Below are 25,871 nucleotides of genomic sequence, written 5' to 3'. Positions count from 1 at the left end.
CAATTCGGTCCGGCTCCCGGGAGCCGGCGAGCCCGTCCGGGTAGTGCATGAGGCGTGACCTCGACCCTCCGGTGGCTTTACCTCCGGCTCCAGGGCTCCTACGTCGGGCTGGCCTGGAGCCGCGGCCGGGAGATGGAGCTGATGCACCGGGCGATGGGCTTCGCGGCCCTCGGGTTCCTCACCCTGGTGCCGCTGCTGGTGGTCGTGGCGGCCGCGGTGCCCGGGAGCGGCTCCGGCTTCGGTCGCTGGCTCGGCCAGGCCCTCGGGGTGACGGAGTCCTCGGGGACCAGGATCGAGATGGTCTTCGGCGCGGCGGACCTGGCGCTGCAGCGGACCACGGCCTTCGGTCTGGCCGCCCTCACCGTGTTCGGCCTGACCTTCGGCTCGGCCGTGCAGACCGGCTACGAGAAGGTGTGGGACCTGCCGACCGCCCGCTGGCACACCATGTGGCGGCACGTGGTCTGGCTCGCCCTGCTGGTCTGCTACCTCGCGTTGCTCGTGGAGATTCCCGCGCCGTCGGACGACACCTTCGGCGCGACCCTCGGCACGCTCGGGGACCTCTTCGGCACCTGCCTGTTCTTCGTGGGCTCGCAGCGTCTGCTGCTCGGCGGCCGGGTGCGCTGGCGGGCCCTGGTACCGGGAGCGGTCGCCACCAGCATCGGGCTGCTCGGGCTGCGACTCTTCTCGCAGCTGGTGTTCTCGCCGCTCATCGCGTCCAACGCCGTGACCTACGGGCCCTTCGGGACGCTGCTGGTCGTCCAGTCCTGGCTCGTCGGCGTCGGCTTCGTGGTCTACGGCGGCGCGCTCGTCGGCCGCCTCGTGCACGAGCACCTCACCCTGCGGCGCCTGCGGCAAAGCGGTCTCATCCCTGGTGAGGACGAGGCCCGCCACCCTCCTGGACCGGAGTGACGGCACCGAAGCGACCGGAGCGACCAAAGCGACCGGGCCGACCGGGCCGGACCCTCAGCGACCCGGCGCCCCGAAGCGGTCCCGCAGCTCCCGCTTGAGGATCTTGCCGCTGGCGTTGCGCGGGAGCGCGTCCACGAACAGGACCCGCTTCGGGGCCTTGAAGTGCGCGAGCTTCTCCCGGGCGTAGGCCATCAGCTCGGCCTCCGCCACCTGCCCGCGCGGCACCACCACCGCCGTCACCGCCTCGATCCACCGCTCGTCGGGCAGCCCGACCACTGCCGCCTCGGCCACGCCCGGATGGGTGTAGAGCACGTCCTCCACCTGCCGCGAGGCGACCAGCACCCCGCCCGAGTTGATGACGTCCTTCACCCGGTCCACGACCGTGAAGTAGCCCTCGGTGTCCCGGACCGCGAGGTCACCCGAGCGGAACCAGCCGTCCCGGAAGGCCCTCTCCGTCGCCCCGGGGTCGTTCCAGTAGCCCAGGCAGAGCTGCGGCGAGCGGTACACGACCTCGCCCGCGGTGCCGTCCGGTACGTCCTTGCCGTCCTCGTCGACGACCTTGGCCTGCACGTGGCGCACCGGGCGCCCGCAGGAGTCCATCCGCCCCTGGTGTTCCCGGGGGCCGAGCACCGTCGCCAGGGGGCCGATCTCGCTCTGGCCGAAGCAGTTGTAGAAGGCGAGCCCCGGCAGCCGGTCGCGCAGCCGCTCCAGGACCGGGACGGGCATGATCGAGGCTCCGTAGTACGCCTTGCGCAACCCGCCCAGCTCGCGCTCGGCGAACTGCGGATGGTTGGCGAGGCCGATCCACACCGTCGGCGGGGCGAACAGGCTGTCCGCCTCCCCCGCCTCGACGAGGTCGAAGACCTGCTCGGCGACGGGTGCGTCGACGACGGTGTTGCGGGCCCCCACCGCCAGGTACGGCAGCAGGAAGACGTGCATCTGCGCGGAGTGGTACAGCGGCAGCGAATGCACCGGCCGGTCCTCCTCGGCCAGGTCCAGCGCCTCGATCGCGCTCTCGTACTCGTGGGCGAGGGCCCGGTGGGTCATCATCGCGCCCTTGGGCAGAGCGGTGGTCCCCGAGGTGTAGAGGAGCTGCGCCAGGCTGCCCGGGTCGCGGCCGGGCTCGAAGGGGAGCGGCTCGGCCAGCCCGTCGAGGAAGGAGCCGGGGGCGTCCCGCAAGGGCCGTACGGGGTACCCGTCGGGAATCCGCCCGGCCAGGCCGGGGTCGGCCAGGACGAGGGTGCTCCCGGAGTCGTCCAGGATGTACGCGAGGTCCTCGCCGGTGAGGTTCTGGTTGACCGGGACGTGGGTGAGCCCGGCCCGGGCGCAGGCGAGGAAGGCCAGCAGGTAGGCGTCGGAGTTGTGGGCGAAGGTGGCGACCCGGTCGCCGGCGGCCAGCCCGTACCGCTCCCTCAGCACGGCCGCCCCGGTGCTGACGGCCGCGTCGAGTTCCGCGTACGTCCAGCTGCGCCCGGCGTAGCGGACGGCGAGGCGGTCGGGGACCCGCCGTGCGCTGTCGTGGACCAGCCCGTCGACCGTCTTGTCCCGCACCGCACCGGCCGCCGGCCCTGCCTGCCCCGCTCGCGCTGACGTCATGGCGTGATCCTCGCCGCCGGGCGGGCCGAGGTCAATGACCCCCTGCACAGCGCGATGTTGACAGGCCATCAGTACACCTGAATGAGTGTGGGGGCACGCCAGGCCGCCTGTCCCCATCGGGCAACCGCGGCCGTTCTCAGGACACTTGGGAGGTACGTTGCACCGCAGTACGCGTTCGACGCTCCGTCGCGCCGCCCTCGCCGGGGCGGCCCTGCTCGCCGCGACGGCCGTGGTCCCGCCGGCCCACGCCCAGGCCCGCGCCCCCGCCCGGGCGGCGTCGCCGGACGAGCGGATACCGACCGGCGGCGGCCTGTCGGCCGTCATCCGCTACACCGAGCACGGCATCCCGCACATCCTGGGCCGCGACTACGCGCAGATCGGCTTCGGTACCGGCTGGGCGCAAGCGGCGGACCAGGTCTGCGTCCTCGCGGACGGGTTCGTGACGGTGTCGGGCGAGCGCTCGCGCTGGTTCGGGCAGGACGCCTCGACCGACGGGTCGCTCTCCTCCGTCACCCGCAACCTCTCCAGCGACCTGTACTTCAAGGGCGTCCGTGAGTCGGGCAGCGTGGAGAAGCTGCTGGCGACGCCCGCCCCCGCCGGCCCGAGCCAGGACCTCAAGGAGCTGATGCGGGGCTGGGCCGCGGGCTACAACGCCTGGCTCGTCCAGAACAAGGTCACCGACCCGGTCTGCGAGGGTGCGGGCTGGCTCCGCCCGGTCACCACGGCCGACGTGGCCGCCCGCGGCTTCGCGATCGCGGTCCTCGGCGGTGAGGGACGCGGCATCGACGGGATCACGGCCGCCCAGCCGCCGGCACCTGCCCCACCTCCGGCCCCGACCTCGCCCCCGGCCGGCGGCGCCGGTACGGCCGCCCCGCAGGAGGCCGATCCGGCCGCCGCCGCGGCGGCGGCACGGGAGTTCTTCGACACGAGCCGGTACGACATGGGCTCCAACGCGGTGGCCTTCGCCGGGTCCACGACGGCGAACGGCCGCGGTCTGCTGCTCGGCAACCCGCACTATCCGTGGCAGGGCGGGCGCCGCTTCTGGCAGTCGCAGCAGACCATCCCGGGCGAGCTGAACGTCTCCGGCGGCTCGCTGCTGGGCATGCCCGCGGTCAGCATCGGTTTCAATGAGAAGGTGGCCTGGAGCCACACGGTGGCGACCGGCACCCCAGTCAACCTGCACGAACTCACCCTCGACCCCGCGGATCCGACCGCCTACCTGGTCGACGGCGTCCCGCAGAAGATGACCCGGCGGACCGTCACCGTACCCGTGGCGGGCGGCGATCCGGTCACCCGCACCCAGTGGTGGACCCGCTACGGCCCGGTGGTGACGAGTCTCGGCGCCGGCCTGCCGCTGCCCTGGACCAGCCGGTCGGCGTACGCGCTGAACGACCCCAACGCGTCGAACCTGCGCGGCTCCGACACCGCCCTCGCCCTGGGCAGGGCCCGCTCGGTGGCCGGGGTCCAGGACGCCCTGGCGCGTACCCAGGGCCTGCCCTGGGTCAACACGGTGGCCGCCGACTCGGCGGGCGGCACGCTCTTCACCCAGACGCAGGTGCTCCCCCGGATCACCGACGACCTCGCCGCCCGCTGCTCCACCCCGCTCGGCAGGGCCACGTACCCGGCCTCGGGGTTGGCGGTGCTGGACGGTGCGCGAGGCGACTGCGCGCTCGGCTCGGACGCCGACGCGGTGCAGCCGGGCGTGTTCGGCCCGGGCAGGGCGCCGACGCTGCGCGACGCCCCGTACGCCGAGAACTCCAACGACAGCGCCTGGCTGGCCAATGCCGACCGGCCGATCACCGGCTACGAGCGGATCTGGGGCAATGTCGCCACCCCGCGCTCGATGCGGACGCGCGGAGCGGTCGAGGACGTGTCGGCGATGGCCGCGAAGGGCCGGCTGACCGTGGCCGACCTGCAGAAGCAGCAGTTCGCGAACCGGGCGCCGGCCGGGGACCTGGCGGCGGCGGACGCCGCGAAGGCCTGCTCGGCCCTCCCCGGCGGCACGGCGACGGCGAGCGACGGCTCGGTGGTGGACGTCTCCGCGGCCTGCCCGGTGCTGGCGCGCTGGGACCGTACGACGGACGGCACCAGCCGCGGCGCGCTGCTCTTCGACCGGTTCTGGCGCAGGGTGACGGCGTCGACCCCGCCCGCGGACCTGTGGCTGGTCCCGTTCTCAGCCGCCGACCCGGTCCGTACGCCGCGTACGCTCAACCGGGCCGCGCCCGGCATCGGACGGGCGCTCGCGGACACCGTGGCGGAGTTGCGAGCGGCCGGCATCGGGCTGGACGCCCCGCTGGGCGAGCACCAGTTCGTGGTCCGGGACGGCCGGAAGCTGCCGGTCGGCGGCGGTACGGAGGCGCTCGGGGTCTGGAACAAGATCGAGGCGCGGTGGAACGCGCCGGCCGGCGGCTACCCGGACGTCGCGAACGGGTCCAGCCACATCCAGGCGGTCGGCTGGGACGGCAGCTCCTGCCCGGTGGCGCGCACCCTGCTGACGTACGGGCAGTCCTCGAATCCGGTATCGCCTTACCACGCGGACCAGACCCGGCTGTTCTCCCAGGAGCGCTGGGTCCGGGCGCGGTTCTGCGAGTGGGACGTCCTCACCTCGCCGCAGCTGAAGGTGGTACTGGTCCGCGAGCGGCGCTGACCGGCTGTCACGGCCTCTTCCCGGCCCCGGCCCCGCCCCTCACGGGCTGACGGCCAGGAAGAGGTACGCGGCCAGCACCACGATGTGCACTCCGCCCTGCAGCAGCGTGGCGCGGCCGGGGGCGAGGGTGAGCGCGCTGACCACCACGGTCAGGGCGAGCAGCACCATGTGGACCGCGCCGAGGCCGAGCAGGAGCGGGCCGGAGAGCCAGATCGAGGCCAGCGCGATCGCCGGGATGGTCAGCCCGATACTGGCGATGGCGGATCCGTAGGCGAGGTTGAGGCTGGTCTGCACAAGGTCGCGGCGGGCGGCGCGAACGGCGGCGAGGGTCTCGGGCAGCAGCACGAGCAGGGCGATGATCACACCGACGACCGCCTGGGGCAGGCCGGCCTTGGCCACCGCCGTCTCGATGGTCGGGGAGACGGCCTTGGCGTCGCCGACCACCGCGACGAGGGCGACGAGCAGCAGGCCGAGGCTGAGCAGGGCGGCGCGGGCGGTGGGCGGCACCGCATGGTCACCCCGGCCCTGTTGGTCGCTCTGTCGGTCACCCTGTTGGTCGTCCTGCCGGTCGCCCCGCTGGTCGGCGCCCCGGCCGGTGTCCACGGGCAGGAAGTAGTCGCGGTGGCGGACCGTCTGGACGGCGATGAACAGCCCGTAGAGGGCGAGCGAGGCGACGGCGGCGAAGGTCAGCTGCGCGGTGGAGAATTCCGGGCCGGGCTTGCTCGTGGTGAAGGTCGGCAGGACCAGGCTGAGGGTGGCGAGGGTGGCGACGGTGGCCAGCGCGGCACCGGACCCCTCGGGGTTGAAGACGGCGACCCTGTTGCGCAGGGCGCCGACGAGCAGGGACACGCCGACGATGCCGTTGCAGGTGATCATGACGGCGGCGAAGACGGTGTCCCGGGCCAGGGAGGCGCTCTTGTCCCCGCCGTCGACCATCAGGGTGACGATGAGGGCGACTTCGATGACCGTGACGGCGACGGCGAGGATGAGGGAGCCGAAGGGTTCCCCGACCCGGTGGGCGACGACCTCGGCGTGGTGGACGGCCGCCAGGACCGCGCCCGCCAGACACAGGGCGACGAGCACCACCGCGAAGCCGGGTAGGTCCCGCCCCCAGCTGAACACCAGCGCGACCAGCGCCACCACGGGGACCAGGACGGTCCAGTCGGTCAGGGGGGATCTGCGCTTCGTCGTACCCACATCTTCCAACTTGCCAGATGTGTCCCCCTATGCGTCGCACGGCGCGCCTCCACCCGCTCGGCGTGGCATCTCCCACGGATCCGCGCGGCGTGGCGGTCCGTGCGACCTCCGGGGCTCACATCGCGCGCTCGTGGCCCTCCCAGTACGGGTCGCGCAGCCGCCGCTTGTACAGCTTGCCGTTCGGGTCGCGCGGCATCGTCTCGATGAAGTCGACGGTCTTGGGCCGCTTGTACCCGGCGAGCTGCCGCTCGCAGTGGTGCAGGATCTCCGCGGCCAGGGCGTCGCCGGCCACGAAGCCCTCCGCCGGCTCAATGACGGCCTTGACCTCCTCGCCCCAGTCGGCGTGCGGGATGCCGAAGGCCGCGGCGTCCGCGACGGCCGGGTGGGTGAGCAGGGCCGACTCGATCTCGGCGGGGTAGACGTTGACCCCGCCGGAGATGATCATGTCGATCTTGCGGTCGCGGAGGAAGAGGTAGCCCTCCTCGTCCATCAGGCCGAGGTCGCCGACGGTGAAGAAGTCCCCGATGCGGTTCTTCTTCGTCTTGCCCTCGTCCTTGTGGTAGCTGAAGCCGCCGGTGTTCATCTTCATGTAGACGGTGCCCAGTTCGCCCGGGGGCAGCCGGTTGCCGTCGTCGTCGAAGACGGCCAGCTCGCTGATCGGCCAGGCCTTGCCGACGGTTCCCGGCTTCTTCAGCCAGTCCTCGGCGGTCGCGAAGGCGCCGCCGCCCTCGCTCGCCGCGTAGTACTCCTCCACGCACCCGCCCCACCAGTCGATCATCGCCCGCTTGACGTGGTCGGGGCAGGGCGCGGCGCCGTGGATGGCGTGCCGCATCGAGGAGACGTCGTAGGCGTCCTTCGTCTCCTGCGGGAGGGCGAGCAGCCGGTGGAACTGGGTCGGCACCATGTGGGTGTGGGTGCAGCCGTGACCGTCGATCAGGCGCAGCATCTCCTGCGGGGTCCACTTGTCCATGAGGACGAGCGGGTGTCCGATGTGCAGGGCGGCGCCCGCGAACTGCAGGACGGCCGTGTGGTAGAGCGGTGAGCAGACCAGGTGGACGTTGCCGTCGAAGGGCCGGATCCCGAAGATGCCGAGGAAGCCGCCGAGGTACGTCTCCTCCGGGGGCTTGCCGGGCAGGGGGCGGCGGATGCCGCGCGGCCGGCCGGTGGTGCCGGAGGTGTAGTTCATGACCCAGCCGAGGGTGCGCTCCGCCGGGGGTGTGGCGGGCTGCCCGTCGAGGAGTTCGCCGTACGCCCGGAAGCCCGGGACCGCTCCGACCGCGTAGCGGCGGCTCGCGGGCAGGGCGGCCTCGTCGGCCGCGGCGGTGGCGGCATCGGCGAAGCGCTCGTGGGCGATCAGGACCTTGGCACCGGAGTCGGAGACGATCCAGGCGATCTCGGGGCCCACGAGGTGGTGGTTGACGGGGACGAGGTAGAAGCCGGCCTGTGAGGCGGCGAGGTAGGCGGTCAGGAACTCGACGCCGTTGGGGAGGACGACGGCGAAGACGTCACCCTCCTCCAGCCCGGCGGCGCGCAGCCCGTGGACGAGCCGGTTGACGTCGGCGTGCAGCCGGCCGGCGCTCCACTCCTGGCCGCCGGGGGCGGTCAGGACGGTGCGTCCGGGGTCGGCGGCGGCCTGGGCCCAGAAGCCGTTGGGGGGCTGCTGGCCGGCCGGCTGTGCGGGGGACGTGGTGGCGGTCATGGCGGTCACGCCTCTCGGACTCGGCCGGCGATGCGGTTGATGCGGTCGATCGCCTTCTCGAAGCCGCTGGTGAGCTCGTCGAAGACGGCCTGCACGCTGCGTTCGCTGTTCATCCGGCCGACGATCTGCCCGACGGGCGTACCGAGCAGCGCCCGGACCTCGTACTTCTGGATGCGGGAGACGGCGTCGGCGACGAGGAGGCCCTGGAGCGGCATGGGCAGCGCGCCCGGGCCCTCCGGGTCGTCCCAGGCGTCGGTCCACTTGGTGCGCAGCTGGCGTGCGGGCTTGCCGGTGAGGGCGCGGGAGCGGACGGTGTCGCCCGAGCCGGCGGCGAGGAGCTTCTCGGTGAGGGCGCGCGAGTGGAGGTCGGCCTCGGTGGTGGTGAGCCAGAGCGAGCCGAGCCAGGCGCCCTGGGCGCCGAGGGCGAGGCCGGCGGCTATCTGCTCGCCGCTGCCGATGCCGCCGGCGGCGAGGACCGGGAGCGGTGCGACGGCTTCGGCGATCTCCGGGACCAGGACCATGGTGGCGATGTCGCCGGTGTGGCCGCCGGCCTCGTAGCCCTGGGCGACGACGACGTCGATGCCGGCCTCGGCGTGGCGGCGGGCGTGTTTGGCGCTGCCGGCGAGGGCGGCGACGAGGACGCCGTGGTCGTGGGCGCGGGCGATGACGTCGGCGGGCGGGGAACCGAGGGCGTTCGCCAGGAGTTTGATCGGGTAGTCGAAGGCGACGTCGAGCTGGTCGCGGGCGACCTGCTCCATCCAGCCGGTGATGCGCCAGCCGGAGGCCTCGCCCTCGGCGAGCTCGGGCACGTGGTGTTCGGCGAGGGTGTCGCGGACGAAGGCGCGGTGCCCGGCCGGGATCATCGCCTCGATGTCGGCCTCGCTGATGCCGTCGACGGCCTTCTTGGCGGGCATGACGACGTCCAGGCCGTAGGGCTTGCCGTCGGTGTGCGCCTGCATCCAGTCGAGGTCGCGCTTGAGGTCGTCGGGCGCGGTGTAGCGGACCGCGCCGAGGACGCCGAAACCACCCGCCCGGGTGATCGCGGCGGCGACCGCCGGGAAGGGGGTGAAGCCGAAGATGGCGTGCTCGACTCCCAGTTTCTTGCTCAGCTCCGTCTCCATGGGCGGCAGGATGCCGCAGCCCGGCGAGCGAGGGAAGAGATTTTCTGATGCGGTGTCAGATTCTTTACGGCCCGGTCGGTGGGGAGGGTGACCGAGGGGCGGGCAGATACCCATTAGCCTGCGGCACGCTCGGCGGATTCGGGAGGCCCGGGGCCCGTTCGCCTGCGGTGCGCCCGGCGGGTGCCGGGGCCGACCCCGAGCGGTGCGGGTGCGGGGCGACGCACACCCGGCGGGGCGCGTGTTGCGGGTGGCGGATTGCGGGGCGCGGGCTTGCGGGTTGCGGGTTGCGGGTTGCGGGTTGCGGACGAGGAGGGCCGGACATGGCGGTGCGCACGGGGGTCGAAGCGGTGGCGGAAGTCCGCACGGAACGGGCGGACGGCACCGGCCGCGACCGCGGGCAGCGGCCGGAGCAGGAGCAGGAGCGCGATGGAGTGCGCGACCCCCGGCGGGGGCTGAGCCGGCGGCGGCTCGGGGCGCGGCTGCTGGCGCTCGGCGGGGTGCTCGTCCTGCACGCCGCGCTGCCCGGGGCGGCGGGGGCGGCGGGCGCGGGCAACCCGGCCGAACGGCGCGCCCTGCAGGGGCTGCGCCTGCGGTACGGCTCCGCGCGCCGGGCCGGACTGCTGGAGAGGCACCTGGAGGCGGTGGCGGACGAGGCCCGGCGGTTCCTGGGCCCGTCGCCCGAGCACCCTTACTACGCGGGGGCGGTGGTCCTCGCCGGGCGGGGCCGCACCGTCGCCCTGCACCGGGCCATGGGCCACGCCGTCCGGTACGCGGACTACGACGGACGGACCGACCGGGTCCGGGAGTTCCCCGCGGCCGAGCGGATCGCCATGGCCGAGGACACCGTCTTCGACCTGGCCTCACTGACCAAACTGTTCACTTCGATCCTGGCCGTGCAGCAGATGGAGCGGGGGCGCCTGGAGCTGGAGGCCCAGGTACGCCGCTACCTCCCGGAGTTCACCGGCGGCGGCAAGGAGATCATCACGGTCCGCCAGCTGCTCACGCACACCTCGGGCCTGCGCTCATGGGCACCCTTCTACCAGGAGTCGACGCGCGAGGGGCGGCTGCGGCTGCTGTGGTCGGTCAGGCCGCAGGAGACCCCCGGATCCGTCTACCGCTACTCCGACCTCAACCTCATCGCGCTGCAGCTGCTCCTGGAACGGATCACCGGTCGCACTCTGGACGTCCTGCTCCACGACGAGATCACCGCTCCGCTCGGGATGCACCGCACTCGTTACAACCCGCCGCTCTCGTGGCGCCGCGTCACCGCCGCCACCGAGGTGCAGCGACCGCCATGGTCCGGCCTGGACCGCGGCCTGGTGTGGGGCGAGGTCCACGACGAGAACGCGTACGCGCTCGGCGGGGTGGCCGGGCACGCCGGGGTCTTCGGCACCGCCTGGGACCTGGCCGTCCTGGCCCGAACCCTCCTTGACGGCGGGGCCTACGCGGGCCGCCGCATCCTGCGCCCCGCCTCGGTGGAACTGCTCTTCACCGACTACAACACGGCCTTCCCGGGCGACGACCACGGCCTCGGCTTCGAGCTCTACCAGCACTGGTACATGGGCGCCATGGCCACCCCGCACTCGGCCGGCCACACCGGGTTCACCGGCACCTCCCTCGTCCTCGACCCCTCCACCGACTCCTTCCTGGTCCTGCTGGGCAACTCCGTGCACCCCGTGCGCACCTGGCGGGCCGGCAGCGCTCCGCGGGTCGCCGTGGGCAACCGCTTCGCCCGCGCCGTCCCGGTCCGTACGCGGCACGGCGGCGCGGCCTGGTTCTCCGGGACCGACCCCGGCGGCTCGGGCACCCTCACCCTGCCCCCGCTCACCCCGGCCACCGCCGCCGCCCGGCTGCGCTGTGCCGTGTGGTGGGACACCGTGCCCGGCGAAGGCGCCCTGCACCTGGAGGCCTCGGCGGACGGCGCGGACTGGGCGCCGCTGCCGTTCACCACGCTGCGGTCCACCGGCGGCGTCCCCGAGGAGTGGCCGCGGGGCTCGGTCGGCGGCTGGTCCGGGCGCATCTGGCACCGCCTGGAGGCTCCCCTCACGGCTGCCTGGGCGGGCCGCGAGGTACGGCTGCGGTTCCGCCACACCGCCACCGGGCGCTACGTCGGCCGCGGGGTCTACGTGGACGTCGTACGGGTGGCGGAGCCGGCCCGGCTGCTGTTCGCGGAGGACCGGCCCGACGACGCGGCCCTCGTCGAGGCCGTCGGCTGGACCCGGTCCGCGGACTGAACCGCCCGGCGGGGTCAGTCGCGCACCAGGCAGAACGGGTGACCCGCCGGATCCGCGTAGACCCGCCAGCCGCGCCCGTCCGCCCCGTCCAGCAGGGCCCCGCCGGCCGCGAGCACCTCCTCCTGCGCGCGATCCAGGTCCCGGACGCCGAGGTCGAGGTGGAACTGCTGCGGCCGGCTGGGGTCGGGCCAGTTCGGTGGGACATGGTCCGGGGCGCGCTGGAAGGCGAGGACCAGGCCCGTCGGCGTGTGCAGCGTCGCCCAGTCCTCGTCGAGCGACCAACGCCGGTCCGGCTGGTCGACGTTGCCGCCCAGCAGCGACCGGTAGAAATCGGCGAGCACCCGCGGCTCGGGACAGTCCAGGACCACGCACTGCAGTTCAGCGATCATGTCCGGATCCTAGAGGGTGCCCTGTCCTCGAACTCCCGTCTGCGACAGGGCCCAACAGGGAATCGTGACTCCCTCGACCGCACGAATCAAGCCATGCGGAGGGGTGTATTTTCGGCCATGCCGGGCGTAGCGTGAGCGCACTCCACCAGGAGGAACGCGCCGGCCCTCCCGCCTTGCACCGGTCGGCGCGTACCGATGGAAGAGCCCCGCCGCCACATCCCCCGGTGCGGCGGGGTTCTTCTGCGTCGGACCGGGTCCGGCCGGCCGGACCCGTCGGACCGGACCTGTCGGACCGGATCCGTCGGACCGGATCCGTCGGACCGGATCCGTCGGACCGGATCCGCGAGGGCCCTCACGCCGGGTCGGTCAGCACCGCGGCGAGCATCCGGCGGGCCACCGCGGTCAGTTCGGCGAGATCCGGTGCCGGGCGTGAGCGGGCCAGGGCGCCGGCCAGCCGGTCGTAGAGGAGCCCTTCCGTCCAGGCGACGAGCAGTTCGGCGGCCTCTTCCGGCCGTGCGGAGCCGAGCGCGGCGACGATGCCCGCCGCCCGGGCCCGGGCCCCCTGCCCCGCCCGGTGGAGGTCCGCCTCCAGATCCGGGTTGCGGGCGGCCTCCAGGCTGAGTTCGAAGCGGGCCAGCTGGCGCTCGCGCCCCACCGTCAGCCAGCGGTGCAGCAGCCCGGCCATCGCGGCCGCGACCGCCTCCCGGTCCGGCGCCGCCCCCGGGAGGGCCGGCACGGCGGTCCCGGGCGGACTCCCGTCGTCCACGTCGGCGAGGTCCAACTCGGCCAGCCGCTGGTAGCAGGCTCCGATCAGGGCCGTCCTCGTACGGAAGTAGTACGAGGTGCTGCCCGCGGGCAGTCCCGCGGCCGCGTCGACCGCGCGGTGGGTCAGGCCCCGCAGTCCGGCGGCGGCCACGAGGCCGATCGCGGTGTCGGCGATCAGCGTTCTGCGATCGGCGGAGGGGGCGGAGGGAGGGGTGGACATCAGGTCACTCTACAGCTGTAGAGTAAAGCCGTCACCCTCTACAGATGTAGAGGCTCGGAGGAAGGCAGGGATCCGTCATGTCGGCAGTTCAGGGTCACGCGGTGGTCGCAGGCGCGGGGATCGGCGGACTCACCGCGGCCCTGGCCCTGCACCGCAAGGGCTGGCGGGTGACCGTGTGCGAGCGGGCGCCCGGCCCGGCCGCCGTCGGCGCCGGGATCGTCCTCGCCCCCAACGCCCTGCGCGCCTTCGACACCATCGGCTTCGACATCACCCGCGCGGCGGGACGTACCCTTCCGGCCGCCATGGGCCTGCGCCGCCCCGACGGCCGCTGGCTGAGCCGCGCCGACACCGCGGCCCTGTCCGCCCGCTACGGCGGCCCGCCGCTCGCCGTGCACCGCTCGGCCCTCGCTGGCGCCCTGGCCGCCGCGCTCCCCGAGGGGGCGATCCGCTACGGCGTCGCGGTCACCTCCGTGGACGGCGCCGACGGCTTCCCCGTCGTCCGCACCTCGGCCGGCGACCTCGACGGCTCCGCCGATCTCGTGGTCGCCGCGGACGGCATCCACAGCCCGCTGCGCCGCCGGTACTTCCCGGACCACCCGGGCCTGCGCCACAGCGGGGAGACCGCCTGGCGCACCGTCCTGCCGGCCGCCGCGAGCCCGGCCGGGGCGTCGACCGCCGAGACCTGGGGCCGCGGCGAGCGCTTCGGCGTGGTCCCGCTCGCCGACGGAAGGACCTACGTCTACGCCACCGCCGTGGCCCCCGAGGGACACCGCCCCGCCGACGTCCGCGCCGAACTCCTTCGCCGGTACGGCACCTGGCACGACCCGATCCCGGCCCTGCTGGAGCGGATCGACCCCGCGGCCGTGCTCCAGCACGACCTGTACGACCTGGCGGCCCCGCTCCCCCGCTTCCACCACGGCCGCCTGGCCTGGCTCGGCGACGCCGCCCACGCCATGACACCCAACCTGGGGCAGGGCGGCTGCCAGGCCGTCGAGGACGCGGTGGTCCTCGCCCACCTGCTGGACGGGACCGGGTCCGCGGGTGTTCCGGCGGCCCTGGCCGCCTACAGCGCGGCCCGCTGCGCCCGCACCGACGCCATCCGCGTCCGGGCCCGGCGCGCGGGCCGGGTCGCCGCCCTCACCCATCCCCTGGCCGTGGCCCTGCGCGACCTCGCCGTCCGCGCCACCCCGGCCCGTGCCGCACACCGGGCGCTGGACGACATCTTCGACGGGTTCACGCTTCCGGCCGGAATGGGCGGCGCACCCACGGGCGTTGGCACTCGTTGGTGAGGTTCGTCGACCGTTCGACACGAAGGCAGGGGAAACCCATGACCACCGGAATCGACTGGGACCACCCGACCGACCCGCGGGCCGGGAGCTGGCAGCTGGAGCACGTCGAACAGTACGTGGGCTCCGGCGGCACCGAGGGCCAGTACTGGAACGGCACGCAGACCCTCCTGCTCACCACCGTCGGCCGGGTCTCCGGCAACCCCGTGCGCACCCCCCTCATCTACGGTGAGGCCGACGGCCGCTACCTGCTCGTCGCCTCCAAGGGCGGCGCCGACGAGCACCCCCTGTGGTTCCGCAACCTGCGCGCGCACCCCGAAGTACGCATCCAGGTCGGGACGCGGATCATCCAGGGCACGGCGCGCACCGCGAACGCCGAGGAGCGCGCCGCGTACTGGCCGGTGATGGTGAAGCACTGGCCCGCCTACGACGAGTACCGGGCCAAGACGGACCGCGAGATCCCGATCGTGGTGATCGAGCCCCGCGTAGGCGCGTCGGCGGGCCCCCACCCGGGACAGCCCTCAGCGGCAGGTACGCGCCACGCGCTCCAGCTCGTCCGCCCACACGCCGGCGTCCTGCGGACCGACGTGCGGCGCGGCCAGCGACCGTACGTGGAAGCGGTTGCGCGGGGTCGTCTCGTCCGCCTCGCGGATCATCAGGTCCTGGAGGGCGGGCGGGATGGCCCGGTCCTCGCCGAACCGCAGGAACGTGCGCGGCACGCGCCCCCACCGGTCGGGCAGGCCGCGGGCGTCGGCGGCCCCGATCGCCGCGGACTCGTCCGGTTCGAGGATGTTCAGCAGGGTCCGCACCTGCGCGTCGGACCAGTCGGCCGCCAGCGCCTCCTTGACCGCCGCGAAGAAGACGGGGTCAGAGGAACGCCAGTTGACCCGGTTGACGCCCAGCTCCGGCGGGGTCTTGACGCCGGGGATCCGGAACAGGGCGCTGGAGGCGGCCTCGGGGGTCGTCATCAGCTCCAGCACCGAGCGGTGCTTCGTCGGGCAGAACGCGGACGCGTACACCAAGTGGGAGATGAGCTCGGGCACTTGGTTGGCGACCGCGTTCAGCGTGACCCCGCCGAGGCTCTGGCCGACCAGGACGACGGGACCGTTGCGGTGCGCGGCGCGCACGGCCTCGACCACGTGGGCCGTGAAGTGCGCCGGCGTCACCGCGCCGAGCGGCGACGGTTCCGTGGCCAGCCGCTCCAGATCCTGCGGGGCCTGGTAGGAGACGGGGAAGTAGGCGTCGGGCCCGTGCCCGGGCAGGTCCACCGCGATCGCCCGGTGGCCGCGCACGCCCAGCTCCCGCAGGGCCGGCGCCCAGCCGTAGGAGTTGCTTCCGGAGCCGTGGACGAGGACGAAGACGGGCGCGCCCCGCCTTCGCGTGTCCGCGCGCGCGGCGGAGGCCCCCGCCCCCACCGCCGCGGCCGCACCGGCCCCGGCCGCGGCCGCCTTCAGTACGCCGCGCCGTGACCGCCCGCCGGCACGCTCGGCGCCACTGTTGTCACTCACACCACTCGCGTTACTCATGAGTAACACTCTAGAGCCGGCCCCCACATGACCGGCTGCTTCCGGCCAGGCGGCACGCGGCGCCCGGCGGCCCGGTTCAGTGCCCCAGCACCGCCATCGCCGCGTTGTGGCCGGGGACCCCGCTGACGCCGCCGCCGCGGACCGCGCCCGCGCCGCACAGCAGGACGTTGGGACGGGCCGTCTCCACGCCCCACCGCCCTGCGTCCGGGTCCCCGTAAGGCCAGGACAGGTCGCGGTGGAAGATGTGGCCGCCGGGCAGCCGCAGTTCGCGTTCCAGGTCCAGCGGGGTCTTCGCCTCGATGCACGGGCGGCCGTCCGCGTCGAAGGCCAGGCAGTCGGTGAGCGGCTCGGCCAGGTGCGCGTCAAGCTGCGCGAGAGTGGCGGTCAGCAGCACCTCGCGGGCCTGCTGGTTGTCGTGCCCGAACAGCCTGGCCGGGGTGTGCAGGCCGAAGAGGGTGAGCGTCTGGTAGCCCTGCTCGACCAGTTCGGGTCCCAGGATCGTCGGGTCGGCCAGCGAGTGGCAGTAGATCTCCGAGGGCGGTACGGACGGCAGTTCCCCGGCAGCGGCCTCCGCGTAGGCCCGGGCGAGCTCCGAGTACCCCTCGGCGATGTGAAAGGTTCCGCCGAAGGCCTCGCGCGGGTCGACAGTGGTGTCCCGCAGCCGTGGCAGCCTGCGCAGCAGCATGTTGACCTTGAGCTGGGCGCCCTCGGGTGCCGCCGCCGGGTCCTCCGGCGCGCTCTCGCCGAGCAGTTCGGCCAGCGCCCGCGGCGATGCGTTGACCAGCACCGTGCGGCCGACGACCCGGCCCTCGCCGGTCGCCGTACGGAACACCACCTCGGCCGGAGCGACCCCGTCCGTGTCGATCCGCAGCACCTCGTGGCCGGTGGCGATCTCCGCCCCGGCCTTGGTCGCGGCCGCGGCGAGGGCGTCCGTCAGGGCGCCCATGCCTCCGACCGGCACGTCCCAGTCGCCGGTCCCGCCGCCGATGACGTGGTAGAGGAAGCACCGGTTCTGGGCGAGTGAGGGGTCGTGCGCATCCGCGAAGGTGCCGATGAGGCCGTCGGTCAGGACCACTCCGCGGACCAGGTCGTCGCTGAAGTGCCGTTCCACCGCCTGCCCCAGCGGCTCCTCGAACAGCATCCGCCACGCGGCCTCGTCGTCGACCCTGGCCCGCAGCTCCGCCCGGGTGGGCAGCGGCTCGGTCAGGGTCGGGAACACCTTGCGGGCCACCTGCCCGGTGGTCGCGTAGAAGGCCCGCCAGCTCTCGTACTCCCGGGCCGAACCGGTCAGCCGGGCGAAGGACTCCCGGGTGCGCTCCTCGCCCCCGCCCACGAGCAGTCCGCCGGGCCGGCCGTCGCGCTCGGTCGGCGTGTACGAGGAGACGGTGCGCCGGCGTACGGCGAAGCGCAGTTCCAGGTCGCGCACGATCTTCTCGGGCAGCAGGGAGACCAGGTACGAGTAGCGGGAGAGGCGGGCGTCGACGCCCGCGAAGGGTCTGCTGGAGATCGCCGCCCCGCCGGCGTTGCCGAGCCGCTCCAGGACCAGCACCGAGCGGCCGGCCCGGGCCAGGTACGCGGCGGCCACCAGCCCGTTGTGCCCGCCGCCCACGATCACGTCGTCGTACACGTCCCGCCCGAAGGTCGTCATGGCTCTTGGTAGCACACCTGGCCGAGCCGCTCCAGACAGTGGGCCTCGTCGGCGTGGGCCAGCACCGTCTCGGGATGCTCGTCGCCCAGTGACCGTTCGCGGATGCCGGACAGGTCCCGGTAGATCGGCAGGGCCTCGTCCCAGCGGCCCAGCCTGCCCAGGCCGACGGCCAGTTCGCGGCGGCTGACCAGGGTGTCCGCGTGTTCGGCGCCGAGCGCCGCGGCGCGCGCGGCGGCCACCTGCCGGGCCTCGGCCACCGCCTCCTCCCACCGGTCCAGGCGGCCCAGGTTGACGCCGAGGACGTGCCGGGCGCGCAGCGTCTCGGGGTCGGCCGCCCCGTAGGCGCGGGTGCGGTCGCGGACCAGGGCCCGGAAGAGGTCGAGGGCCTGAGCGCTGCTGCCGGTGCGGCCGAGGGCGATGCCGACCTCGTAGCGGGCGGCCAGGGTGTCGGGGTGGTCGTGGCCGAGGACCCGTTCGCGTGCGGCGGCGACCTCGCGGAAGCCGGCCAGCGCCTCCTGCCAGCGATCGAGGCGACCGAGCACGTACGCCGCCTCGTACCGGGTCAGCAGGGTGTCGGCGTGCTCGGCGCCGAGGACGGCCGCCCGGTCCGCGGCGACCGCGACGGCCGTGGCGTGGGCCTCCGCGTACCGGCCCAGCGCCCGTAGGGCACAGGCCAGGTTGTGGCGGCAGCGCAGCGTGTCGGGGTGGAGCTGTCCCATGGTCCGCTCGCGGGCGACGAGCACCGCGCGGTAGACGTCGTGGGCCTCCTGGTGGCGGCCGAGCCGGCCCATCTCGTACGCCGCCTCCTGGCGCGCGGCGAGGGTGTCGGCGTGGTCCGGGCCGAGGACCCGGGCGCGCCCGTCGGCCACTGCCGCGTATACGGACAAGGCCTCCTCGGAGCGGCCCGCGCGGCTGAGGGCGTAGCCGCGGGCGTGGCCGGCGGCGAGGGCGTCGGAGCCGTTCTCGCGCGGGCCGGCGGGGCGCGGGAAGCCGTACGCCGCGGTGAGGCGGGGGTCCTCGGCGGGGGCGGGGCGCACGATGGTGCCGCCGGGGCGGAGCGCGTGCCGCTCCCCGCCCGGGCCCGGGACGGGCTGTTCACCGCTGGAGCGCACGGCCGTCCAGGAGCCGGTGAGCACGGCCCATTCGCCGCTCGCGGGACGCGCCTCCATGCCGGCCTTGCGGCCGGCGGTCATGCCGTGGGCCCAGGCCGGGAGCGGGGCGGGGGCGCCGGGCAGGGCGCCCGGACCCAGCCGGGACTCGACGAGGCTGCGGTGCACGTGGCGGGCGTCCTGCGGACGGTCGTCGGGGCACTTGGCGAGCAGGTCCAGGACGACCTGCTCGAAGTAGCCGGGCAGCTCGGGGCGGTGCTCGCGCAGCGGTACGGGCGGGGTGTCGCGGTGGCCGATGAGCACCGACCAGGAATCGCCGAGGTCGAAGGGCGGGGCGCCGGTGGCGATCTCGTAGAGGACGCAGCCGAGGGAGTAGAGGTCGCTGCGGTGGTCGACCTCGCCGCCCGCGATCTGCTCGGGCGACATGTAGTGCGGGGTGCCCATGGCCATGCCGCCGCCGGTGAGTTTGGCGGTGAAGCCGATGTCGTGCGCGAGGCGGGCGATGCCGAAGTCACAGATCTTCACCGTGCCGTCGACGAGCCGCATGATGTTGGCCGGCTTCAGGTCGCGGTGGACGACGCCCTGGTCGTGCGTGTAACCGAGGGCGGCGGCCATCTGCTCCGCGATGTCGACGACCACGTGCACGGGCAACGGCCGGGTCTCGTTGTCCTCCATGAGCTGGCTGAGATTTCGGCCTTCGAGCAGCTCCATGACGAGGTAGAGGGGGCCGCCGGCGGCGCTGTCGTCGCCGAAGTCGTGGACGACGGTGACCCCGCGGTGCTGGAGGGACGCTGCCACGCGCGCCTCACGCCTGAAGCGCTCGCGCAGCACCTGCGTGAAGTGGGCGTCCTGTTCGGCGCCGATCGGCTTGAGGCACTTCACGGCGACATGCCGGCCCAGCGATTCGTCCCGGGCGCGCCATACCTCGCCCATGCCGCCGCGCCCGATCAGATCGAGCGACCGGTACCGGCCCTGGATCAGTCTGGACTCCGCCATGTCTTGAAGTCGCCCCCGTCGTCGCGCTACGCCCTCCCCGGCCGGTCCAGTATGGCCGCTGATGTACGCAGTGTGTACGGGGAGGGGCGGCTCGCGGGGCCCATGCGGCGCATCGCTTTCAAGATGTGACCTGGGGGCAGCTTCCAGCGCAGACCTGCGGGAATGCTGCGCAGCACGCGTCCCGTGAGGCGCAGGCGCCGGGTGACGCTGCGCGGGGCGGGAGCGGGCCGCCCGTACAGCTGGTGCGCCCAGTCGGGGAGGGAGCCGTACGCGAGGCCGGCGAGCGGGCGCCACAGCAGGTTTCGGCCAGGCACCAGAAGGGGATGGACGGGCGGGCCGCGCAGGAAGTCGTCCACGGCGAGGGCGTCGGGGCCGGCGGCGAGTTCGGGGCGGACCTCGTCGAAGTAGGCGGCGAGCTGGGCGGTGTCGGCGGGGACGCCGGCCGGATCGAGACCGACGAGGCGTGCGTTGACGCGGTTCTCGTCGACGTAGCGGTCGGCCTGGGAGGGGGTGAGCGTGATGCCGGACCGGCGCAGGACGTGCAGGAAGCTGTCGATCTGCGCGCAGTGGATCCACAGCAGCAGCCCGGGGTCGTCGACGGGGAAGGTGCGGCCGGTGGCCGGATCTGTGGCGGACAGCCTGCGATGGATGGCGCGGACGCGGCTGCCGGCGCGCTCGGCGGCCTCGGTGGTGCCGTAGGTGAGGGTGCCGACGAAGTCGGCGGTGCGCATCAGCCGGCCCCAGGCGTCGCGGCGGAAGTCGGAGTTCTCCGTGACCCCGCGGACGGCGCGCGGGTGGAGGGCCTGGAGGTAGAGGGCGCGGACCCCGGCGATCCACATCATCGGGTCGCCGTGGCACTGCCAGGTGACGGACGCGGGGCCGTAGAGCCCCGGGTCGGCGCCGGATCCCGTCCCCGCCGCGGGCTCGGGTCCGTGCTCGGGTTCGCTTCCGGGCCGGGGCCCGGGTCCGGTCGCGGTGTTCCCCATCCCGTACCTCCCCGTCGCAGGCGCCCGGTGGTTCCAGCCTACCGAGCCGGAGGCTGGGGGCGGTCGGCCGTGGGCGATCCGCAGGGACGGTTCGCACCGGTGCCCGCACGGGTGTCCGTCGCCGCGGAACGGGCAGGTGCCTGGCGTGAAGCTCATCCCTGGGCGGCGCGGACGCAAGTGGCGTCGTCGGCGAGCGCTCGCCCGCTGGCTGCCCCGAGCCGTCCTCATCCGGATCGGCAGGCGGCTGACGGTGTGGAGTCTGCGCCTCGCGATATGGGGCGCGCGCAGGGCACTCCGGCGCCTGCTGCGTGCCGTGCTGCCCGGCCTCACGGCCGTATGACGAGGCCGCCATGACGGCACAGGTACTCGTGGGCGTGGACGGCTCACCCGAGAGTCTCGCGGCAGTGGAGTGGGCCGCGCACGAAGCGGCGCTGCGCCACGTGCCGTTGTGCCTGCTGCACGTGGAGGAGCCGATGCGGACGCAGCGGGTCCACGGGCAGGTCGCCTTCGCCGCGGCCTCGCGTTCACGGGCCGTGCTGCGCGAGGCTGCGGACCGGGCCCGCCGGGGCCGGCCGCAGCTGCGGGTGACCACCCGTTGCGACCTGGGGCGCGTCGCCGAGACGCTGCGCGGGGCGGCGGACGAGGCGGACCTGGTGGTCGTCGGATCGCGTGCGCTCGGCGAGATCGCCGGCTTCCTGCTCGGGTCGGTGTCGCAGGCCGTCGCCGGGACGGCCGGGCGACCGGTGGTGCTGGTGCGGGCGGACTGCGCGGACACCGCCGCGCGCACGGCGGTCGTCGCCGGCCTCGGGCTGTCGGACCGCGGCGAGGCACTGCTGGGCTTCGTCTTCGCCGAGGCCGATCGCAGGGGCGGTGGGCTGCGCGTCCTGCACTGCTGGGGTCCGTCCGCGGCCTCCGTGTCCTCGGGTACGGCGGACCCCGGCGACGACGAGCGGGGGCGGCGCGCGGTGGAGCGCATGACCGAGCTGCTGCAACCGTGGCGGCGGAGGTATCCGGGTGTGCGCGTGATCCCCGAGGCCGTCTTCGGCTCTCCCGTGGCCGGACTCTCGCAGGCGGCGCGGGGAGCGGGGCTCCTGGCCGTCGGCCGGCGTCGGAGGCGGCTGCCGCTGGGGCCGCACCTCGGCCATGTCGCGCATGCCGTGATCAACCACAGCACGGCCCCGGTCGCCGTGGTCCCCCTGGCCTGAGGACACCCGCCCCGCGGGCGCGCCGTGCGACACGCCCCGCGGTGGGCCGCCGCACGGCCCGGGACGGGGGGGCGAGCGGCATAGTGGTGGGGTGACCACCGAACACGACGACGCAGGCGGCGACGGCACCCCTGCCACCCGTTCCCTGGAGCCGGGGGGCGGAGGGGACGAAGAGGCGCAAGTCATCGTGGTGGGCGCCGGACCGGCCGGTTCCGCCGCGGCGGTGAACCTGGCCCGAGCGGGCCTGGACGTGCTGCTGCTGGAGAAGAGCGGCTTCCCGCGGGAGAAGGTCTGCGGCGACGGCCTGACACCGCGGGCCGTTCACCAGCTCGTACGGCTCGGCATCGACGTCAGCGCTCCCGGCTGGATGCGCAACAAGGGCATGCGGTGGGTGTGCGAGGGCAATCAGGTGGAGCTGGACTGGCCGCGGCTGGGCAGCCTCCCCGATTTCGGGCTGACCCGCAGCCGCCACGACTTCGACGATCTCCTCGCCGCTCACGCCCGGGCCGCCGGAGCCCGCCTGCGGACCCACGTGAAGGTGACGGCCCCCCTGACCGACCGCTCCGGGCGCATCACCGGGGTGACCGCCACGCACGGTCCGGACAAGCAACCGGTCAGCTACCGGGCGCCACTGGTCGTCGCCGCCGACGGCGCCTCCGCACGGATCGCGGTGGCCCTCGGCCTGGCTCGCGACGCGGGCCGCCCGGTCGCCGCGGCGGCCCGCCGCTACTACCGCAGCGAAGCCCGTACCCACGACCCCTACCTCGAACTCTGGGCGGATCTGCGCTGTCCGCACACGGGGCTGGACCTCCCCGGGTACGGCTGGGTGTTCCCTCTCGGTGACGGGCGCGTCAACATCGGTCTCGGCGGCCTGCCGCAGCGGCGCAGCCGGCCCGTGGACCTTCGAGCCGCCATGGAGCACTGGCTCCCCCGCCTCCCGCCGGGCTGGGGCGTGCGGGAGGAGAGCGCCGAATCGCCCCTGCGCAGCGCGCCCCTGCCGATGGGATTGAACCGCCGGCCTCAGTACCGGCGGGGTCTGCTGCTGGTCGGCGACAGCGCGGGCATGGTCAGTCCGTGGAGCGGTGAGGGCATCGGCCAGGCCATGGAAGCCGCGGAGGTCGCGGCGCAGACCATCGCCCTGGCCCTGGCCAGGCCGCCCGGGCCGCGGCGCGAGCACGCGCTGGAGCAGTACCCCGCGGAGATCCGGCGCCGCTGGGGGCGCTACTACCGGCTGGGCAACCTCGCCAGTGATCTCGTCTTCTCCCGCTACGGTTTCCGGGCGCTCCTCCACCCTCGCGTCATGGCCTCGCCCGTGCTCGTGCGCACCCTGGCCCGCCTGCTCACCGACGTGAGCGCCGAACCGGGCCGCGACACCGTCGACGCCGTCCTGCACACGCTCCTGCGCCTCGTGCCGACTCCGCGGCGATGACGCCGCCGCTGGGCCTCGGACCATTCGGCTTCGGCGGAGCCGAAACGGGTGTACGCGCTGTCGGAACGGGCACCCGCTGGGGTGGCGGGGTACGACTCACCCGTGCTTTTCGTGCAGGTTTTGGAGGTGTCGAGGATGGCCGCAGGCAAGAAGGCCAAGAACGTCGGCAAGTCCGTCAAGGGAAAGGCGAAGGAGGTCACCGGCAAGGCCGTCGGCAACGAGAGCCTGGAGACGAAGGGCCGTGCCGAGCAGGCCGCAGGTGATGCGAAGCAGGCCGCTCAGAAGGCGAAGGACGCTCTCAAGCACTGACTGACGATCACGCTCACGCGGGGGCCGGCGGCTGAGCCGCCGGCCCCCGCGTGTCCGTCACGCCCGCGCCCGTCAGCGCCGGCGTGACCGCCGGGGCGGAGCTTCCTCCTCTTCACCCTCTTCCTCGTCCTGGTCCTCGTCCTCCTGGTCCTCGTCCTCCTCGTCCTCGTCCTCGTATTCATCGCTGCCGTCATCGGCCGGCTCGGCCCCTTCCTCGTCCTCTTCGCCCTCGTACTCTTCCTCGTCCGCGTATTCGCCCTCGTCCTCGTCCTGGTCGGCTTCCTCCTCGCCCTCGGGGTAGGCGTCCTCCTCGGCGGCACCCTCTTCGCTCTCTTCGCCCTCTTCCTCGGCCGCGGCCTCTTCCTCTTCCAGGGCGTCTTCGTGCGTGACGACGACCTCGCCGTCCCGGATCTCTCCGCGCCAGCCCTCCGGCTCATCGTTGGAGAGGCTGACGAAGCGGTTGAAGTTCTTCAGGTCGAGCCGCATGCGCCGGCCCTGGGCACGCCAGATGTTTCCCGTCTTCTCGAAGAAGCCGGCGGGGTAGTACTCGACGACGAGGACGATCCGGGTGAGCGACGGGGCCAGCTCATGGAAACTCACGCAGCCGCGCGTGGTTCCTTTGGCGCCCTCCGAGGACCAGACGATCCTGTCGTCCGGCACTTGTTCCTGGACCGTGGCCTTCCAGCTGCGTGTGGAGGGCCCGACCTTGACCTTCCAGTCCGAGGTCGTGTCGTCGTTCTTCGAGACGCTGCGCACACCCTTGGTGAAACCGCTGAAGTTCTCGTACTGGGTCCAGTGGTCGTAGACGGTGCGCAACGGCAGTCCCACATCCAAGGTCTCCATGATGTGCATCGCCTTGGTGCCGCCCTTGCGCCCCTTGCCCTTGCCCTTGCCCTTGCCTCCGAAGAGGCTGCCGGCCGTGTCGCTGATCTTGTCCTTCAGCCCGCTGAACGTCTGCCCGAGCACGGCTTTCGCCGGTGAGTCCCCTTGGAGGAGTCTGCCTCCGATGCCGGCGAGGGAGCCTCCGTTCTCCGCGACGTCGGAGAGGCGGTCGGTAAGGTCTCCCACCTTGTCCACGGCCTTGTCCGCCAGGCCTTCGGCCTGGGCGGAGACGTAGTTGCCGAGTTCACCGAGCAGCTTGTCGAAACCGGACTGGCCGTCCTTGGAGCCGTTCTTGGAGCCCTGCTGTGTGGTTGCCATGGTTCACCTCCGCGCCGTCGGCTTGCGGCGGGCCGTTTTCTTGGCCGCGGTGGTCTTGGCGGCACTCTTGGACGCGGCCTGGCGGCCGGGGGGCTTCTTCGCCGCGCTCTTCTTGGCGGGGGCCTTCTTCGCGGCGGGTCTGCTCGCTGACTTCTTCGCCGCCGCCTTCTTGGCCGGTGCCTTGGGCGCTGAGCGTCCGCTCGCCGACTTCTTGGTGGTCGCCTTCTGCGCCGGAGCGGACTTCTTCGCCGGAGCGGCCTTCTTGGCGGGGGCGGCCTTCTTCGCCGGAGCCGACTTCTTGGCCGGAGCTGACTTCTTCGCCGGAGCGGACTTCTTTGCGGGAGCCGACTTCTTCGCCGGAGCCGCCTTCTTGGCGGGAGCTGACTTCTTCGCCGGAGCGGCCTTCCCGGGTCCGCTCCTGCCCGCGGGTGCGCTGCGCTGTTCCGCCTTGGCCGTACGGCCGGAGGTGGGGCGACGGCGGGCCGGACGTCGGCGTGCCGCGGGCTCTTCCTCGTCCTCCTCCTCTTCCTCGGGCTCCTCGTCGGGCTCCTCCTCAGGCTCCTCCTCGGGCTCCTCCTCGGGCTCCTCCTCGGGCTCTTCCTCGGGCTCTTCCTCGGGCTCCTGCTCAGCCTCCTCCTCGGGCTCCTCGTCGGGCTCCTCTTCGTCCTCCGGCGCCTCCGGCTTCCGGGCCGACGCCGAGCGGCGGCGGGCCGACCGCCGACGGGGGGCGGGCTCCTCCTCGGGTTCCTCCTCGGGCTCCTCCTCGGCCTCTTCCCCAGGCTCTTCCTCGTCCTGCTCGTCCTCGTACTCGTACTCCTCGTCCTCCGGTTCCTGCTCTTCCTCCTCGCCTTCGGGCTCCTGGTAGGGCTCCTCCTCGTAGGCCGCGTCCGGCTCCCCACCCTCGTCCTCGTATTCCTCCTCGTCCGCGTCTTCCTCGTCGGCGTCTTCCTCGTCACGGCGGCCGACGGCGAGCGTCCGCTGGTGGAGCGAGTCGGCGAGCTGGGACAGCTGACGGTTGGCAGCGGCCGTCAGCGCCTTGCGGCCGGCGTCCAGCGCCTCGCCCCGGATCTGCTCGCCGAGCTCGGAGACCTGAGGCATCTCACTCAGCTTCTTCAGGCCTTGTGTCGCAAGCTCCCGGGGGTCCAGGCCGAGGCGGCGGCCGGCGACGAACGTCGCCAGGCTGAGGGCCATGCGACCCTTTTTAGCCCGCCCCAGCACATAGCCACCGACAATGGCGGCCCCCAGGGCGATCTTGGTCGTGTCGTCCATGAGCCCTTTCCCTTCACCACGTGCGCCCGGTGGCCACCGCCTTTGCACTCCACGTGCTCCCGCTGCCGCGGATGCACGCCGGGGTGACGGGACGCGCTGATCGCTCGGTTACTAAGTGGCTGCCCCGCTGA

At 73.6% G+C, this 25,871-nt stretch carries 20 protein-coding genes and 1 pseudogene; 9 read left to right on the top strand and 12 right to left on the bottom strand.

What is annotated here, in order from left to right:
* The first annotated feature begins 54 nt into the window (after nt 1–54).
* Complete coding sequence (locus ACZ3X1_RS22955) at nt 55–909, top strand: YhjD/YihY/BrkB family envelope integrity protein (protein WP_390079317.1); 855 nt, start codon at nt 55–57, stop codon at nt 907–909.
* A gap of 54 nt (nt 910–963) precedes the next feature.
* On the opposite strand, the gene ACZ3X1_RS22950 is transcribed toward ACZ3X1_RS22955, so the two are convergent.
* Nucleotides 964–2,505: a fatty acyl-CoA synthetase gene (locus ACZ3X1_RS22950; RefSeq protein WP_467280786.1), complete on the bottom strand. Its 1,542-nt coding sequence runs from the start codon at nt 2,503–2,505 to the stop codon at nt 964–966.
* 157 nt (nt 2,506–2,662) lie between these two features.
* Here ACZ3X1_RS22950 and ACZ3X1_RS22945 point away from each other — a divergent pair, with 157 nt between their 5' ends.
* Nucleotides 2,663–5,152, top strand: a complete 2,490-nt coding sequence (locus tag ACZ3X1_RS22945; RefSeq protein ID WP_467280785.1) for a penicillin acylase family protein — start codon at nt 2,663–2,665, stop codon at nt 5,150–5,152.
* 39 nt (nt 5,153–5,191) lie between these two features.
* Here the strand turns inward: ACZ3X1_RS22945 and ACZ3X1_RS22940 are convergent, their stop codons facing one another.
* The 3 genes from ACZ3X1_RS22940 to ACZ3X1_RS22930 form a co-directional block, all read right to left on the bottom strand.
* A complete protein-coding gene (locus ACZ3X1_RS22940; RefSeq protein WP_467280784.1) occupies nt 5,192–6,349 on the bottom strand; it encodes a calcium:cation antiporter in 1,158 nt (385 codons plus the stop codon).
* Between the two features lie 115 nt (nt 6,350–6,464).
* Nucleotides 6,465–8,048, bottom strand: coding sequence for an acyl-CoA synthetase (locus ACZ3X1_RS22935; protein ID WP_467280783.1), 1,584 nt, complete (start codon nt 8,046–8,048; stop codon nt 6,465–6,467).
* Nucleotides 8,049–8,053: 5 nt separating this feature from the next.
* The gene (locus ACZ3X1_RS22930) at nt 8,054–9,169 is read right to left on the bottom strand and encodes an NAD(P)H-dependent flavin oxidoreductase (protein ID WP_467280782.1); all 1,116 of its coding nucleotides are present in this window, start codon (nt 9,167–9,169) and stop codon (nt 8,054–8,056) included.
* 320 nt (nt 9,170–9,489) lie between these two features.
* Here ACZ3X1_RS22930 and ACZ3X1_RS22925 point away from each other — a divergent pair, with 320 nt between their 5' ends.
* On the top strand, nt 9,490–11,403 hold the full coding sequence (locus ACZ3X1_RS22925) for a serine hydrolase domain-containing protein (protein ID WP_467280781.1): 1,914 nt from the start codon (nt 9,490–9,492) through the stop codon (nt 11,401–11,403).
* Nucleotides 11,404–11,417: 14 nt separating this feature from the next.
* Here the strand turns inward: ACZ3X1_RS22925 and ACZ3X1_RS22920 are convergent, their stop codons facing one another.
* Complete coding sequence (locus ACZ3X1_RS22920; RefSeq protein WP_362624070.1) at nt 11,418–11,792, bottom strand: VOC family protein; 375 nt, start codon at nt 11,790–11,792, stop codon at nt 11,418–11,420.
* Nucleotides 11,793–12,144: 352 nt separating this feature from the next.
* Nucleotides 12,145–12,777 carry a TetR/AcrR family transcriptional regulator gene (locus ACZ3X1_RS22915; protein WP_362624073.1) on the bottom strand — a complete coding sequence of 211 codons (633 nt, stop codon included), beginning with the start codon at nt 12,775–12,777 and terminating at the stop codon, nt 12,145–12,147.
* Between the two features lie 77 nt (nt 12,778–12,854).
* Here ACZ3X1_RS22915 and ACZ3X1_RS22910 point away from each other — a divergent pair, with 77 nt between their 5' ends.
* Complete coding sequence (locus ACZ3X1_RS22910; protein WP_467280780.1) at nt 12,855–14,066, top strand: FAD-dependent monooxygenase; 1,212 nt, start codon at nt 12,855–12,857, stop codon at nt 14,064–14,066.
* 38 nt (nt 14,067–14,104) lie between these two features.
* Nucleotides 14,105–14,485: pseudogene (locus ACZ3X1_RS22905) on the top strand (nitroreductase family deazaflavin-dependent oxidoreductase); the annotation flags it as partial.
* A 99-nt stretch (nt 14,486–14,584) separates the two neighbouring features.
* On the opposite strand, the gene ACZ3X1_RS22900 reads toward ACZ3X1_RS22905, so the two are convergent.
* The 4 genes from ACZ3X1_RS22900 to ACZ3X1_RS22885 all read right to left on the bottom strand — a co-directional run bounded on the left by ACZ3X1_RS22900 (nt 14,585) and on the right by ACZ3X1_RS22885 (nt 20,328).
* Complete coding sequence (locus ACZ3X1_RS22900) at nt 14,585–15,589, bottom strand: alpha/beta fold hydrolase (protein WP_467280779.1); 1,005 nt, start codon at nt 15,587–15,589, stop codon at nt 14,585–14,587.
* Between the two features lie 76 nt (nt 15,590–15,665).
* Nucleotides 15,666–17,237: a phytoene desaturase family protein gene (locus tag ACZ3X1_RS22895; RefSeq protein ID WP_467280778.1), complete on the bottom strand. Its 1,572-nt coding sequence runs from the start codon at nt 17,235–17,237 to the stop codon at nt 15,666–15,668.
* Entirely contained in the window at nt 17,234–19,342 is a 2,109-nt protein-coding gene (locus ACZ3X1_RS22890; RefSeq protein WP_467280777.1) for a serine/threonine-protein kinase, read from the bottom strand. The genes ACZ3X1_RS22895 and ACZ3X1_RS22890 overlap by 4 nt, the downstream gene beginning before the upstream one ends.
* Nucleotides 19,343–19,368: 26 nt before the next feature.
* Entirely contained in the window at nt 19,369–20,328 is a 960-nt protein-coding gene (locus tag ACZ3X1_RS22885) for an oxygenase MpaB family protein (RefSeq protein WP_356813369.1), read from the bottom strand.
* A 145-nt stretch (nt 20,329–20,473) separates the two neighbouring features.
* Here ACZ3X1_RS22885 and ACZ3X1_RS22880 point away from each other — a divergent pair, with 145 nt between their 5' ends.
* The 4 genes from ACZ3X1_RS22880 (at nt 20,474) to ACZ3X1_RS22865 (ending at nt 23,271) form a co-directional block, all read left to right on the top strand.
* Nucleotides 20,474–20,668: a hypothetical protein gene (locus ACZ3X1_RS22880; RefSeq protein ID WP_356813370.1), complete on the top strand. Its 195-nt coding sequence runs from the start codon at nt 20,474–20,476 to the stop codon at nt 20,666–20,668.
* A gap of 10 nt (nt 20,669–20,678) precedes the next feature.
* Nucleotides 20,679–21,533, top strand: coding sequence for a universal stress protein (locus ACZ3X1_RS22875; protein WP_467280776.1), 855 nt, complete (start codon nt 20,679–20,681; stop codon nt 21,531–21,533).
* 145 nt (nt 21,534–21,678) lie between these two features.
* Nucleotides 21,679–22,962 carry a geranylgeranyl reductase family protein gene (locus ACZ3X1_RS22870; protein WP_467280941.1) on the top strand — a complete coding sequence of 428 codons (1,284 nt, stop codon included), beginning with the start codon at nt 21,679–21,681 and terminating at the stop codon, nt 22,960–22,962.
* 135 nt (nt 22,963–23,097) lie between these two features.
* Nucleotides 23,098–23,271, top strand: a complete 174-nt coding sequence (locus ACZ3X1_RS22865) for a CsbD family protein (RefSeq protein WP_356813372.1) — start codon at nt 23,098–23,100, stop codon at nt 23,269–23,271.
* A 72-nt stretch (nt 23,272–23,343) separates the two neighbouring features.
* Here ACZ3X1_RS22865 and ACZ3X1_RS22860 read toward each other — a convergent pair whose 3' ends face one another.
* Nucleotides 23,344–24,471, bottom strand: coding sequence for an SRPBCC family protein (locus ACZ3X1_RS22860; protein ID WP_467280775.1), 1,128 nt, complete (start codon nt 24,469–24,471; stop codon nt 23,344–23,346).
* 3 nt (nt 24,472–24,474) lie between these two features.
* A complete protein-coding gene (locus tag ACZ3X1_RS22855; RefSeq protein WP_467280774.1) occupies nt 24,475–25,740 on the bottom strand; it encodes a histone protein in 1,266 nt (421 codons plus the stop codon).
* Nucleotides 25,741–25,871: the final 131 nt, after the last annotated feature.

The sequence above is a fragment of the Streptomyces sp. NPDC023541 genome (assembly GCF_055559995.1).
The sequence above is the reverse complement of the archived record's forward strand: the minus strand, read 5'-3'. Positions and strand labels throughout refer to the sequence as shown.

Coding starts and splice junctions, on each gene's coding strand:
- ACZ3X1_RS22950 (WP_467280786.1), bottom strand. CDS start 2,505: ATGACGTCAGCGCGAGCGGGGCAGGCAGGGCCGGCGGCCGGTGCGGTG.
- ACZ3X1_RS22935 (WP_467280783.1), bottom strand. CDS start 8,048: ATGACCGCCACCACGTCCCCCGCACAGCCGGCCGGCCAGCAGCCCCCC.
- ACZ3X1_RS22930 (WP_467280782.1), bottom strand. CDS start 9,169: ATGGAGACGGAGCTGAGCAAGAAACTGGGAGTCGAGCACGCCATCTTC.
- ACZ3X1_RS22925 (WP_467280781.1), top strand. CDS start 9,490: ATGGCGGTGCGCACGGGGGTCGAAGCGGTGGCGGAAGTCCGCACGGAA.
- ACZ3X1_RS22920 (WP_362624070.1), bottom strand. CDS start 11,792: ATGATCGCTGAACTGCAGTGCGTGGTCCTGGACTGTCCCGAGCCGCGG.
- ACZ3X1_RS22915 (WP_362624073.1), bottom strand. CDS start 12,777: ATGTCCACCCCTCCCTCCGCCCCCTCCGCCGATCGCAGAACGCTGATC.
- ACZ3X1_RS22910 (WP_467280780.1), top strand. CDS start 12,855: ATGTCGGCAGTTCAGGGTCACGCGGTGGTCGCAGGCGCGGGGATCGGC.
- ACZ3X1_RS22900 (WP_467280779.1), bottom strand. CDS start 15,589: ATGAGTAACGCGAGTGGTGTGAGTGACAACAGTGGCGCCGAGCGTGCC.
- ACZ3X1_RS22895 (WP_467280778.1), bottom strand. CDS start 17,237: ATGACGACCTTCGGGCGGGACGTGTACGACGACGTGATCGTGGGCGGC.
- ACZ3X1_RS22890 (WP_467280777.1), bottom strand. CDS start 19,342: ATGGCGGAGTCCAGACTGATCCAGGGCCGGTACCGGTCGCTCGATCTG.
- ACZ3X1_RS22885 (WP_356813369.1), bottom strand. CDS start 20,328: ATGGGGAACACCGCGACCGGACCCGGGCCCCGGCCCGGAAGCGAACCC.
- ACZ3X1_RS22875 (WP_467280776.1), top strand. CDS start 20,679: ATGACGGCACAGGTACTCGTGGGCGTGGACGGCTCACCCGAGAGTCTC.
- ACZ3X1_RS22865 (WP_356813372.1), top strand. CDS start 23,098: ATGGCCGCAGGCAAGAAGGCCAAGAACGTCGGCAAGTCCGTCAAGGGA.
- ACZ3X1_RS22860 (WP_467280775.1), bottom strand. CDS start 24,471: ATGGCAACCACACAGCAGGGCTCCAAGAACGGCTCCAAGGACGGCCAG.
- ACZ3X1_RS22855 (WP_467280774.1), bottom strand. CDS start 25,740: ATGGACGACACGACCAAGATCGCCCTGGGGGCCGCCATTGTCGGTGGC.